A 12639-nucleotide genomic window follows, 5' to 3' on the forward strand; every position below is an offset into this window, starting at 1 on the left:
TTTTCGGCCTGAATTGCACGTTTTCCGGGATTCAAGTGCCGGTTTTGGCTTCCCGCTTCAGCCGTTCGATCGCCATCAGCACACGCTCCGGCGTGGCCGGCGGGTCGAGGCGCGGGCAGATCTTGTGGCTGGCAACGCTCGCAACTGCGTCCGACAGCGCATGCAGCACCGACATTGCGAGCGGAAAGGGCGGCTCGCCGACCGCCTTGGAGCGGTGCACCGTCGGCTCGCCTGCTTGCGCCCAGTCGGCCAAAGTCACATTAAAAATCTTCGGCCGGTCCGACGCGAGCGGGATCTTGTAGGTCGATGGCGCATGGGTGCGCAGCCGCCCCTTGTCGTCCCACCACAGTTCCTCCGTCGTCAGCCAGCCCATGCCCTGGATGAAGCCGCCCTCGATCTGGCCGAGGTCGATGGCGCGGTTCAGCGAGCGGCCGGTTTCGTGCAGGATGTCGGTGCGCTCGACGACATATTCGCCGGTCAGCGTATCGACCGAGACTTCCGAGCACGCGGCGCCATAGGCGAAATAGTAGAAGGGATGGCCCTCGCCCTTGTCGCGGTCCCAATGGATTTTCGGCGTCTTGTAGAAACCCGCCGCCGAAAGCTGGATGCGCGCCATATAGGCCTGCCTGACGAGATCGGCGAAGGCGATCTCCTGGTTTCCGATGCGCACGCGGTTGGGCAAGAACAGCACCTGGTCGCGCGGCACCTGGTATCTCTCGACGGCGAAATTGATCAACCGGTCCTTGATCTGGCGGGCGGCATTCTGCGCCGCCATGCCGTTGAGATCGGAGCCGGAAGACGCGGCGGTGGCCGAGGTGTTCGGCACCTTGCCGGTCGTCGTCGCGGTGATCTTGACCTGATCGAGGTCGATCTGGAACTCTTCCGCCACGACCTGCGCCACCTTGACATAGAGGCCCTGCCCCATCTCGGTGCCGCCGTGGTTCAGATGCACCGAACCGTCGGTATAGACATGCACCAGCGCGCCGGCCTGATTGTAGTGGGTGGCGGTGAACGAGATGCCGAACTTGACTGGCGTCAGCGCCAGTCCGCGCTTGATGAAGCGGCTGTTGGCATTGAAAGCATCGATGGTGCGGCGGCGCCTCGCATAGTCGGAACTCGCCTCCAGCTCGGCGACGATGCGGTGGATGATGTTGTCCTCGACCGTCTGGTGATAGGGCGTGATGTTGCGGTCGCTGGTGCCGTAGAAATTCTTCTTGCGGATTTCGAGCGGGTCCTTGCCGACGGCAAACGCGACTTCGTCGATGACGCGCTCGGCGCCGACCATGCCTTGCGGGCCGCCGAAGCCGCGAAAGGCAGTGTTCGATACCGTGTTGGTGTAGAGCGGCGCCGATTGCGCGTGCACCGCCGGCCAGAAATAGGTGTTGTCGCAATGGAACAGCGCGCGGTCAGTGACCGGGCCGGACAGGTCGGCCGAGAAGCCGCAGCGCGCCGCGAACATGAAATCTACGCCCAGAATATTGCCCTGGTCGTCGAAGCCGACCTCGTAGTCGACGAGGAAATCGTGGCGTTTGCCGGTGGCAATCATGTCGTCGTCGCGGTCGGGCCGGATTTTCACGGCCCGATGATGTTTCTTCGCGGCAATAGCCGCCAATGCCGCAAACTGATTGCCTTGCGTTTCCTTACCGCCGAAAGCGCCACCCATCCGGCGGATTTCCACCGTCACCGCATGGCTCGGAACACCGAGCGCATGGCTGACCATGTGCTGGATTTCGCTCGGGTGCTGGGTCGAGGAATAGATGGTGACGTCGTGGTCCTCGCCGGGGATGGCCAAGGCGATATGGCCTTCGAGATAGAAATGCTCCTGGCCGCCTATGCGCATTTTTCCCTTCAGCCGGCGCGGCGCCGCCTTGATCGCAGCCGCTGCATCACCGCGCTTCAGCGTCAGCGGCGGCGTGACCAGCTTATCTTTCCGGGGATCGAGCTCACCGACATCGGCGACGAACGGCAATTCCTTGTATTCGACCTTGGCCAGCGTCGTTGCACGGCGCGCCTGCTCGCGGGTTTCGGCAATGACGCAGAAGATCGGTTGGCCAAAGAATTGCACCTTGCCGTCGGCCAGCACCGGCTCGTCGTGACGGCCGGTCGGCGAAATGTCGTTCTCGCCTGGCACGTCGCTCGCCGTCAGCACGTCGATGACGCCGGGTGCGGCGCGCACCGCCGAAAGGTCCATGCTGGTGATGGTGGCATGCGTCGCCGTCGAAAGCCCAAGGCAGCCGTGCAGCGTGCCGGCCGGTTCCGGCATGTCGTCGATATAGACGGCCGTGCCACTGACATGCTTGTGCGCGGAATCATGGCGCTGGTCGGTGGCGACGCCGCCGGCGATTTTTTGCGCCTTCAGATTGGGGGTGGCGTGCTTGTTCATCATGCCGCCTCGTGCCGTGATACCTGGATCGGCGCCCGGGTGCCGGTGGTTTCGGCAAAGAAGCGCAGCAGCAGGTTGCGCGCCGCCAGCGCCCGGTATTCGGCGCTTGCCCGCATGTCGGTCAGCGGCGTGAAATCGTCGGCATACGCGGCCATCGCCGCCTCGACCGTCGCTTCCGTCCAGGGCTTGCCAAGCAATGCCTTTTCGACGCCAAAGGCTCGCTTCGGCGTTGCCGCCATGCCGCCATAGGCGATACGCACATCCGCCACCGTGCCATGCTCGGCGAGCTTCAGGAAAAACGCGCCTAGCGCTGCTGTGATGTCTTCGTCGCGGCGCTTGGAGATTTTGTAGACGGCAAATTTCGTCTCGCTGCCTGGCACCGGAACATGCACGGCCTCCACGAATTCGCCGGGCTGCCGGTCCTGCTTGCCATAGGCGATGAAAAACTCCTCGAGCGGGATCGTTCGACGCTTGTCGCCGCGGCGCAGCGTCAGGCGGGCACCGAGTGCGATCAGCGGCGGCGGCGTGTCGCCGATCGGCGAACCGTTGGCGATATTGCCGCCGATGGTGCCCATGTTGCGCACCTGATCGCCGCCGATTCGATCGAACAGCGGGCCGAGCGCCGGGATGCGTTTCGCCAGCGTCGAGAAGGCTTCGCTATAGGTGACACCGGCGCCGATCGAGACGACGCCCTTGTCCTCGGAAATCCCGCACAGACCATCGAGATTGCCGATGAAAACCGCCGGCGCAATATCGCGCATGTGCTTGGTCACCCAAAGGCCGACATCGGTCGAACCCGCGACGATAGTGGCGCCCGGCTCCTTGACCAGCACGCTGGCCAGATCGTCGGCATTGGCCGGCACGATCAGCCGCTTGTTGCCGGAGCCGATCTCAATGCGCGAACCGTCCTTCATCGCTTCGAGCTTGGTCGTGACTGCCTTGCGCTCCGCCGCCAACGGATCCTTTGTCGCCTTGCCGTAGCTGGAGATGGCACGTGCGGCGCGCATGATCGCCTCGTAGCCGGTGCAGCGGCAGAGATTGCCTTGCAGCGCCTTTTCGATGGCGGCGTCCGACGGCTCCGGCGCCCGCATCCACAGAGCATAAAGCGACATGACGAAACCCGGCGTGCAGAAGCCGCATTGCGAGCCGTGGAAATCGACCATCGCCTGCTGCACGGGATGCAGTTTTCCTGCGTCGCCGCGCAGATGCTCGACGGTCACGACATGCGTGCCGTCTAGCGAGCCAAGTAAGCGGATGCAGGCATTGACGCTTTCATAGACCAGTGTTCCACCGGAGAGCCTGCCGACCAGCACCGTGCAAGCGCCACAGTCGCCCTCGGCGCAACCTTCCTTGGTGCCGCGCAGCGAGCGGTCGAGCCGCAGCCAATCGAGCAGGGTCTGGTCGGGTGCAACCGTGCTGAGCGCGACGTCCTCGCCATTGAGGATGAAGCGGATTTCATTGCGTGTCTTGATTCCGGCCATCTCAGCTTCCCCGGTAAGTCGAATAGCCGTACGGGGACAGAAGCAGTGGCACATGATAGTGCACCGGCTCGGCCATACCGAAGCGGATCGGCACATGGTCGATGAAGGCCGGTTCCGCCAGATTTGTCCCTTGCCGGCGCAGATAATCGCCGGCCGCAAAGACCAGCTCGTATTCGCCGGTACGGAATTCCGCGCCGGCAAGCAGCGGAGCATCGCAACGGCCGTCATCATTGGTGACGACCGTTTTCAGATGCGTCCGGGCCTGACCGTCAAGATGATAGAGCTCGATCGACAGACCGGCCGCCGGTTTGCCGGCCGCAGTGTCGAGGACGTGGGTCGTCAGGCGCCCGCCTTCGGCTTTCGACGTTTCCGCCACTGGCTGCTCCATTCCCTGCACAGTCGAACACTATTCATGAATTGTGCGCCAATTAAAGGCGATGCATAAGTCCCGGTCGAGCGAAGCGTGACAAAAACACTTTCAAAAATTTCGGGGGAATGCGCAGGCACTCCTTTCGACTATCCTGATCACAATTTCCGGCAGGAGCGACAATGCGTTACGAACGAGACATGCGCGGCTACGGAGCCAATGCGCCGGATCCGAAATGGCCCGGAGGCGCCCATGTCGCGGTGCAGTTCGTCGTCAATTACGAGGAAGGCGGCGAGAACTGCGTCCTCCACGGCGACAAGGCTTCGGAAGCTTTCCTGTCTGAGATCGTCGGCGCCGCGCCCTGGCCCGGCCAGCGCCACTGGAACATGGAATCGATCTACGAATACGGCGCCCGCGCCGGCTTCTGGCGATTGCTGCGCCTGTTCAGCCAGGCACAAGTGCCGGTCACCTGTTACGGCGTCGCCACGGCCCTGGCGCGTTCGCCCGACCAGGTCGCGGCGATGCAGGAGGCCGGCTGGGAGATCGCTTCGCACGGGCTGAAATGGATCGACTACCGCGACCATCCCCCGGAAGACGAGCGCCGCGACATGGAGGCGGCGATCCGGCTGCATTATGAGGTCACAGGGGCGCGGCCGACCGGCTGGTACACCGGCCGCACCTCGATCAACACGGTGCGGCTGGCGGCGGAAGAGGGCGGCTTCGACTATGTGTCGGACACCTATGACGACGAGCTACCCTACTGGTTCGAGCATGTGGCACCGGACGGGTCGGCGAAGCCGCAGCTGGTCATCCCCTATACGCTCGACGCCAACGACATGCGCTTTGCCACGCCGCAAGGCTTCAACTCGGGCGACCAGTTCTTTGCCTATCTCAGGGATAGTTTCGATACGCTCTATGCCGAGGGCAAGGCAGGACGGCCGCGCATGATGAACATCGGCCTGCACTGCCGCCTCGTCGGCCGGCCGGGCCGGGTCGCGGCACTGAAGCGCTTCATCGACTACGTCAAATCACACGACAAGGTCTGGCTGGCACGGCGCATCGACATCGCAAAACATTGGCAGGAGACGCATCCGTTCCGGTTGCCGGCGCTGCGCCCGTCGAAAATGGAATTCGAGGCCTTCGTCCATACATTTGGCGGCGTGTTCGAGCATTCGCCGTGGATTGCCGAGCGCGCTTATGAGCTGGAGCTCGGCCCGGCGCATGACAGTGCCGGCGGCCTGCACAATGCGCTCTGCCGCGTCTTTCGCGCGGCAAGCGAGGCCGAGCGGCTTTCCGTGCTCAATGCCCACCCCGACCTTGCCGGAAAACTGGCGCAGAGCAAGCGGCTGACGGCGGAATCGTCGAGGGAACAGGCTTCGGCCGGCCTCGACGCGCTGACCGACAAGGAGCGCGAGCTGTTCGCAAAACTCAATGCCGCCTACGTCACCAGTTTCGGTTTCCCCTTCATTATTGCGGTGAAAGGCAAGACCAAGGCGGAGATCCTGGCCGAGTTCGAGGCGCGTATTGGCAACAGCCACGATGTCGAATTCGAAACCGCCTGCAGACAGGTCGAGCGCATCGCGCTGCTTCGTCTCAAGGACATGCTTCCGCAATAGGCTTTGGCTGCCGCGATAGGCCCTGGCTTCCGCAACAGGCTTGAATTTATGGATATGATGAAAATGGCCGAGCGAACCTATTATGCGCCGCAGGGCGGACATCCCGGCCAGAGCGAATTGCTGACCGGCCGCGCTGTGTTCACACAGGCCTATGCCGTCATCCCCAAGGGCGTGATGCAGGACATCGTCACCAGCGCCTTGCCGTTCTGGGATGGGACACGCGTCTGGGTGCTGTCGCGGCCGCTGTCGGGTTTTGCCGAGACGTTTTCGCAATATATCGTCGAGCTCGCGCCTGGCGGCGGCAGCGACCACCCTGAGCTTGACGCCGCCGCCGAAGGTGCGCTGTTCGTGGTCGAAGGCGAGTTAAGCGTTTCGCTTGCCGGCAAGAAACATAGCTTAAGGCCGGGCGGCTTTGCCTTCCTGCCGCCGGCGAGTGGGTGGACGGTGCACAATGAAAGCGGCGCCGCCGTCCGCTTCCACTGGATTCGCAAGACTTATGATGCAGTCGACGGCATCGAGCCGCCGCAAGCGTTCTTCGTCAACGAACAGGACATCGCGCCGACGCCGATGCCGGGTACCGAAGGCCGATGGGCAACCACGCGCTTCGTCGATCCGGCCGACATGCGCCACGACATGCATGTCACCATCGTCACGCTCGAGCCGGGCGCGGTCATTCCTTTCGCCGAGACGCATGTCATGGAGCACGGGCTCTATGTGCTGGAGGGCAAGGCGGTCTATCGTCTCAACCAGGATTGGGTCGAGGTCGAGGCTGGCGATTATATGTGGCTGCGCGCCTTCTGCCCGCAGGCTTGTTATGCCGGCGGGCCAGGCAAATTCCGCTATCTCCTCTACAAGGACGTCAACCGCCACGCCAAGCTTGGCAGCGCCGGCGTCGCGAGACCCACACCATGACCCGCATCGTCGCGCGGCCGCTGACCCGCGAGAATTTCGCCGAATTCGGCGACGTCATCGATATGGGCGGCGACAACCATTATCCGATCAATGGCGGCAAGGCCGAGCGCTACGATGACCTCGCCACCGCGGAAGCACGAGGGCCGAATGCGCGCGTGCTGATCTCGATGGTGCGTGGCACGCCCTATGAGCTGCCGTTGAAGCTGACCATGGTGGAGCGCCATCCGTTCGGCAGCCAGGCCTTCATCCCGCTGTCACCACGGCCGTTCCTGGTCGTCGTCTGCCATGATGGCGAGGAAGGACCTGGCGAGCCGCACGCCTTCATCACCGCGCCCGGGCAAGGCGTCAACTACCCGCGCAATCTGTGGCACGGCGTGCTGACGCCGATCGGCGATGTCCAGGATTTTGTGGTCGTCGACCGCGGCGGCGACGGCTCCAATCTCGAAGAGTGCCATTTCTCGCACGCCTACGAGATCGATCTTCCCGACGGGATTAGATGATGACCGACATTTCGCTGATCGATCGCCTGCTCGACGTCATCGAGCACGACATCGTGCCGAAGACCGTCGAAGGCGTTGCGGACGGCAACAAGTTGTTCGGCGCGGCCATTCTGCGCAAGGACGACCGCTCGCTGGTGCTTGCCGAAACCAACAACGAGACCGAAAACCCGCTCTGGCACGGCGAGGTGCATTGCCTGAAGCGCTTCTACGAAATGCCTAAAGCCGAACGCGTCGATACCAAGGAGGCTATCTTCCTCTCCAGCCACGAGCCCTGCTCGCTCTGCCTGTCGGCGATCACCTGGACCGGCTTCGACAATTTCTTCTATCTGTTCAGCCACGAGGACTCGCGCGACAGCTTCGACATCCCGCACGATCTGAAGATTCTGAAAGAGGTCTTCACCCTCGATCCCGGCGGCTACAATGCCGAGAATGCCTATTGGAAGAGCTTTTCGATCCGCAAATTGGTGCGCTCGCTGCCCGACCCCGAGCGCGGTCGGCTGGAAGCGCGCATCCACACAATATCAGCGCGCTATGACGAATTGTCCGCCGCCTATCAAGCAAGCAAGGCCGAAAACGACATACCGCTGAATTGACGCGGATTGACCAGCCGAATTCGTTGACTGGCCCATGACGCGCTCTCACGGGCTCCATCATCTGGCGCTCCTGGAGTTCGCCCGCATGAAAATCGTCACTGAATTCCCACGAAAGATCGTCGAATTTCCGGATATAGGGATCATCATGCCGGACGGCTGCCGGCTGTCGGCGCGGGTGTGGATGCCGGCCGATGCTGCCGACGATCCGGTGCCGGCGATCCTCGAGCACCTGCCCTACCGCAAGCGCGACGGCACGATCTATCGCGATCAGCTGACGCATCCCTATTTCGCAGGCCACGGCTACGCCTCGATCCGCGTCGACATGCGCGGCAATGGCGATTCCGAAGGGCTGATGGACGATGAATATTCCGAGCAGGAACTGCAGGACGCCTGCGACGTCATCGCCTGGGCGGCGGCGCAGCCCTGGTGCAACGGCAATGTCGGCATGATGGGCATTTCCTGGGGCGGCTTCAACTGCCTGCAGGTAGCAGCCAAGCAGCCGGCAGCGCTGAAGGCGGTCATCAGTCTCTGTTCGACGGTCGACCGCTATGCCGACGACATTCACTACAAGGGCGGCTGCCTGCTGATCGAGAATTTTGGCTGGGCCTCGACCATGCTGTCCTATTCGTCGCGGCCGCCGGATCCGTTGCTGGCCGGCGACAACAGATGGCGCGACCTGTGGCTGACCCGGCTGGAGAACCAGCCCTTTCTGGCGCCGCTATGGCTGAAACACCAGCATCGCGACGCCTATTGGAAGCGCGGCTCGATCTGTGAAGACTATTCGGCGATCCATGCCGCGGTGCTGTCGATCGGCGGCTGGCATGACGGCTATCGCAATACGATTTCCCATCTCGCCGCCAACATCCAGGCGCCGGTCAAGGGCATCGTCGGCCCGTGGATCCACAAATACCCGCATTACGCCGCGCCCGAACCGCGCATCGGCTTCCTGCAGGAGGCCTTGCGCTGGTGGGACCGCTGGCTGAAGGACATCGACACCGGCGTCGAGGCCGACCCCGCCTACCGCGCCTATGTCATGGACAGCGTGCGTCCGGCGCGCTGGCATCCCGAGCGGCCGGGCCGCTGGGTCGCTGAATCGGAATGGCCGTCACCTAACATCAAGACGCAAGAGGTTGAGCTTATCGCTGAAGGCAACCACGCTATCGTCGCTTCGCCGCAAAGCTGCGGCCTCGCCGGCGGCGAATATTTCCCCTTCACCTTCGGCCCGGAACTGCCGGGTGACCAGCGCCCCGACGATGCGCTGTCGGTGTGCTTCGACCAGCCGGTGCTGACCGAAACGGTCGACATTGTCGGTGCTCCCGAAGTTGTGGTCAGGGTCTCGTCGGACCGGCGCCAGGCGAACATCGCGGTTCGGCTGTGCGACGTCCACCCGGACGGCGCGTCGGAACTCATCTCCTACGGCGTGCTCAACCTGACGCATCGCAACTCGCACGAATTTCCCGAAGCGCTGGTGCCCGGCGAAACCGTCAGCGCCCGGGTGGTGCTCGACCAATGCGCCTATCGCGTGCCGGCCGGCCACCGCTTGCGCGTTGCCGTTTCGAACGCCTATTGGCCGATGATCTGGCCGTCGCCGGAGCCGGTCCGGCTCGAATTGTCGGCCGCGACATTGATGCTGCCGCTGCGCCCGCCGGCGACAGGCGACGAGGTCACCTTCCCCGCTCCCGAAAGCGCCACGCCCTGGGCAACCGAAACGGTCCGCGCCGCCAATTCCGAGCGTCATGTCGATCGCGACGAAAAGACCGGAATGACCACGCTTTCCATCGTGGACGATTTTGGTGAGGTGCGCGACCTGGAGCATGGCCTCGCCAATGGCAGCGTCGCCAGAGAGACATGGGCGATCCATCCCGACAATCCGCTGTCAGCCTCGGGCAAGGCGCATTGGACCCAGACGCTGTCGCGAAATGGATGGTCGGTGCGCACCGAAACCTTCGCCGAAATGCGCTCCGACGCGCAAAGCTTCGTGGTTAGCGCCAGAATTGAAGCCTATGAAGGCGAGAAACTCGTCTTCGAGCGCAACTTCGAGGAGAAAATCCCGCGCGCACTGCTTTGAGCGCTTATAGCGATTGGTCCAATTGCGACGCACGATTTACGCCACGGCATGTCGCATTCGGTCTTGCTTACCGCTTTCCCTTACGGTCATTATTCTCCCGATAGAAATGAGAAAAACGACCATAAGGTCGGACCAACAGAGTGAGGAACTCAACATGTCAAACGAACTGGAATATCTGAGCCGGCGCGTTGCGTCCGGCAAGCTGAGCCGTCGCGATTTTCTCGGCCGGGCAGCAGCGCTTGGCGTCACCGCAACCATCGCCAATTCGCTGCTATCCAGCGCTTCCCGCGCGGCGGGTCCGGTCAAGGGCGGCACGCTCAAGGCCGGCCTGGTCGGTGGCGAGTCCACCAACAGCCTCGATCCGGCGCTGTTTATGACGCAGGTGCCGTTCGCCTTCGGCAAGATGTGGGGCGAACTGATCGTCGAACTGTCTCCCGAAGGCAAGCTCGAGAACCGCATCGCCGAAGAGATCGGCTCGTCGGACGACGCCAAGACCTGGACGCTGAAGATCCGCGATGGCGTCGAGTTCCACAACGGCAAGAAGGTGACCGCAGAGGACGTGGCCGCCACCCTCGAACGCCATTCGGACGAGAAGTCAAAGTCCGGTGCGCTCGGTTACATGAAAGGCATCGAGAGCATCAAGGCCAGCGGCAAGGAAGTGGTGCTGACGCTGAAGGAGCCGAATGCCGACCTGCCCTACCTGCTTAGCGACTATCACCTGATCATTCAGCCGAATGGCGGCAAGGACAAGGCCGATGCCGGCATCTCGGCGGGTCCTTACAAGGTCACCACCAACGAGCCCGGCGTGCGCCATGGCGGCGAGCGCTTCGCCAATTATTGGCAGGGCGACAAGATGGGCCATGCCGACCAGATAGAGATCATCGTCATCAACGACGCCACGGCGCGTACGGCCGCCCTGCAGGGCGGCCAGGTCCACATGATCAACCGCGTCGAGCCGAAGATCGTCGATCTGATCAAGCGCGTGCCCGGCGTCACCATCCGCAACCATTCGGGACCCGGCCACTACGTCTTCATCATGCACTGCAACACCGCGCCGTTCGACAACAACGATTTGCGGATGGCGTTGAAGCTGGCGATCGACCGCGAGGAGATGCTGAACAAGGTGCTGCGTGGCTATGGCTCGCTCGGCAACGACTTCCCGATCAATGCATCGTACCCGCTATTCACCGAGATCGAGCAGCGCAAATACGATCCCGACAAGGCCAAGTTCCACTACAAGAAGTCGGGCCATGACGGTGCCGTCCTGCTCCGGACGTCGGACGTCGCCTTCCCCGGTGCCGTCGATGCTGCACAGCTGTTCCAGCAGAGTGCTGCCAAGGCCGGCATCACGCTGGAGATCAAGCGCGAGCCGGGCGACGGCTATTGGTCGGAAGTCTGGAACAAGCAGCCCTTCTGCGCCTCCTACTGGGGCGGCCGGTCGACGCAGGACCAGATGTACTCGACTGCCTATCTGTCGACGGCCGACTGGAACGACACACGGTTCAAGCGTCCGGATTTCGACAAGATGGTGCTGGCGGCTCGCGCCGAGCTCGACGAGGCCAAGCGCAAGGCAATGTACCACGACATGGCTGTGATGGTGCGCGACGAGGGCGGCCTGATCCTGCCGATGTTCAATCAGTTTATCGACGCGACGGGCGCCAAGGTTGCCGGGTGGGTGGATGATCCGCATCAGGAGTTGATGAACGGATATGCTCTGGCGAAGTGCTGGCTCGAAGCCTGAGCCCGGCCTTGCGGATATGTCCTCACCCATCGTGAAACTGGTGGCCCAGCGCATTGCGCTGGGCATTCTGCTGCTGTTGGCCGTTTCGGTCCTGATCTTCGCCGGCACCCAGATCCTGCCCGGCGACGTCGCGCAAGCCATCCTAGGACAGTCGGCGACACCGGAGTCGCTCGCCAATCTGCGCGAGCAGCTCGGCCTCAATGATCCCGCTTACATCCGTTATTTTCGCTGGCTCGGCGGCATTCTGACCGGTGATCTCGGCACGGCGATGTCGAGCGGTCAGGATATCGCAACCTCTATCAAGGGAAGGCTGTGGAACACGCTGTTCCTCGCCTTCTGGGCGGCGGTCGTCGCGGTGCCGCTGGCGATCATCCTCGGGCTGATCGCGGTGCGCTACCGCAATGGCTGGGTCGACAAGCTGATCTCGGGACTGGCGCTGGCCTCGACGTCCTTCCCGGAATTCTTCGTCGGCTATGTGCTCGTCTTTTTCTTCGCGGTGCAACATCAATGGTTTCCCGCCATTTCCACTGTCTATGACGGGATGCCTTTCGGCGAACGCATTCAGGCCATCGCACTGCCGGCGGCGGCGCTGACCCTGGTGGTGCTAGCCCATATGATGCGCATGACGCGCGCCGCGATCCTCAATGTCATGCAGTCGGCCTATGTCGAAACCGCCGAACTCAAGGGGCTTTCGGCCTTCGCGGTCATCCGCAGGCATGCCTTCCCCAATGCCATTGCGCCGATCATCAACGTCGTCATGCTCAATCTCGCTTACCTGATCGTCGGCGTCGTCGTGGTCGAAGTTATCTTTGTCTATCCAGGCATGGGCCAATACCTCGTCGACCACGTCACCAAGCGTGACGTGCCGGTGGTGCAGGCGGTCGGGCTGATCTTCGCCGCCGTCTACATCAGCCTGAACATCATCGCGGACATAGCGGCGATCATCGCCAATCCGCGCCTCAGACATCCGAAATGAGG

The 12639-nt window shown here is 62.7% G+C and carries 10 protein-coding genes; 7 read left to right on the top strand and 3 right to left on the bottom strand.

The genetic code is table 11. The features are described 5' to 3' along the window. Window positions 1-31 precede the first annotated feature (31 nt). The 3 genes from xdhB to uraH are packed head-to-tail and all read right to left on the bottom strand — an operon-like array spanning window position 32 to window position 4240. The gene (xdhB, locus tag NKI24_RS05690) at window positions 32-2383 is read right to left on the bottom strand and encodes a xanthine dehydrogenase molybdopterin binding subunit (protein WP_352743997.1); all 2352 of its coding nucleotides are present in this window, start codon (window positions 2381-2383) and stop codon (window positions 32-34) included. Then, a complete protein-coding gene (gene xdhA / locus NKI24_RS05695; RefSeq protein WP_352452234.1) occupies window positions 2383-3864 on the bottom strand; it encodes a xanthine dehydrogenase small subunit in 1482 nt (493 codons plus the stop codon). The genes xdhB and xdhA overlap by 1 nt, the downstream gene beginning before the upstream one ends. 1 nt (window position 3865) lies before the next feature. Continuing rightward, a complete protein-coding gene (gene uraH / locus NKI24_RS05700; protein ID WP_352452235.1) occupies window positions 3866-4240 on the bottom strand; it encodes a hydroxyisourate hydrolase in 375 nt (124 codons plus the stop codon). A 173-nt stretch (window positions 4241-4413) separates the two neighbouring features. On the opposite strand from uraH, the gene puuE reads away from it, so the two are divergent. The 7 genes from puuE (at window position 4414) to NKI24_RS05735 (ending at window position 12637) form a co-directional block, all read left to right on the top strand. Then, window positions 4414-5847, top strand: coding sequence for an allantoinase PuuE (puuE, locus tag NKI24_RS05705; protein ID WP_352452236.1), 1434 nt, complete (start codon window positions 4414-4416; stop codon window positions 5845-5847). Window positions 5848-5910: 63 nt separating this feature from the next. Continuing rightward, window positions 5911-6759 (top strand): bifunctional allantoicase/(S)-ureidoglycine aminohydrolase, encoded by an 849-nt coding sequence (locus tag NKI24_RS05710; protein WP_023676221.1) that lies wholly within the window; start codon window positions 5911-5913, stop codon window positions 6757-6759. Beyond that, on the top strand, window positions 6756-7259 hold the full coding sequence (locus NKI24_RS05715) for an ureidoglycolate lyase (RefSeq protein WP_352452237.1): 504 nt from the start codon (window positions 6756-6758) through the stop codon (window positions 7257-7259). Before NKI24_RS05710 ends, NKI24_RS05715 begins: the two co-directional genes overlap by 4 nt. After that, a complete protein-coding gene (locus NKI24_RS05720) occupies window positions 7259-7852 on the top strand; it encodes a nucleoside deaminase (protein WP_352743999.1) in 594 nt (197 codons plus the stop codon). The genes NKI24_RS05715 and NKI24_RS05720 overlap by 1 nt, the downstream gene beginning before the upstream one ends. An 85-nt stretch (window positions 7853-7937) precedes the next feature. Then, window positions 7938-9920 carry a CocE/NonD family hydrolase gene (locus NKI24_RS05725; protein ID WP_352452239.1) on the top strand — a complete coding sequence of 661 codons (1983 nt, stop codon included), beginning with the start codon at window positions 7938-7940 and terminating at the stop codon, window positions 9918-9920. A 154-nt stretch (window positions 9921-10074) separates the two neighbouring features. After that, a complete protein-coding gene (locus tag NKI24_RS05730) occupies window positions 10075-11661 on the top strand; it encodes an ABC transporter substrate-binding protein (protein ID WP_023676219.1) in 1587 nt (528 codons plus the stop codon). Window positions 11662-11677: 16 nt separating this feature from the next. After that, entirely contained in the window at window positions 11678-12637 is a 960-nt protein-coding gene (locus tag NKI24_RS05735) for an ABC transporter permease (protein ID WP_023676218.1), read from the top strand. The last annotated feature ends 2 nt before the right edge of the window (window positions 12638-12639 follow it).

It is taken from the genome of Mesorhizobium sp. M0701 (assembly GCF_040320365.1).
Lineage (GTDB): Bacteria > Pseudomonadota > Alphaproteobacteria > Rhizobiales > Rhizobiaceae > Mesorhizobium.

Excerpts from the sequence above, each read along its gene's own strand:
- xdhB (WP_352743997.1), bottom strand. The coding sequence starts at position 2,383 with ATGAACAAGCACGCCACCCCCAATCTGAAGGCGCAAAAAATCGCCGGC.
- xdhA (WP_352452234.1), bottom strand. The coding sequence starts at position 3,864 with ATGGCCGGAATCAAGACACGCAATGAAATCCGCTTCATCCTCAATGGC.
- puuE (WP_352452236.1), top strand. The coding sequence starts at position 4,414 with ATGCGTTACGAACGAGACATGCGCGGCTACGGAGCCAATGCGCCGGAT.
- NKI24_RS05710 (WP_023676221.1), top strand. The coding sequence starts at position 5,911 with ATGGCCGAGCGAACCTATTATGCGCCGCAGGGCGGACATCCCGGCCAG.
- NKI24_RS05715 (WP_352452237.1), top strand. The coding sequence starts at position 6,756 with ATGACCCGCATCGTCGCGCGGCCGCTGACCCGCGAGAATTTCGCCGAA.
- NKI24_RS05720 (WP_352743999.1), top strand. The coding sequence starts at position 7,259 with ATGACCGACATTTCGCTGATCGATCGCCTGCTCGACGTCATCGAGCAC.
- NKI24_RS05725 (WP_352452239.1), top strand. The coding sequence starts at position 7,938 with ATGAAAATCGTCACTGAATTCCCACGAAAGATCGTCGAATTTCCGGAT.
- NKI24_RS05730 (WP_023676219.1), top strand. The coding sequence starts at position 10,075 with ATGTCAAACGAACTGGAATATCTGAGCCGGCGCGTTGCGTCCGGCAAG.
- NKI24_RS05735 (WP_023676218.1), top strand. The coding sequence starts at position 11,678 with ATGTCCTCACCCATCGTGAAACTGGTGGCCCAGCGCATTGCGCTGGGC.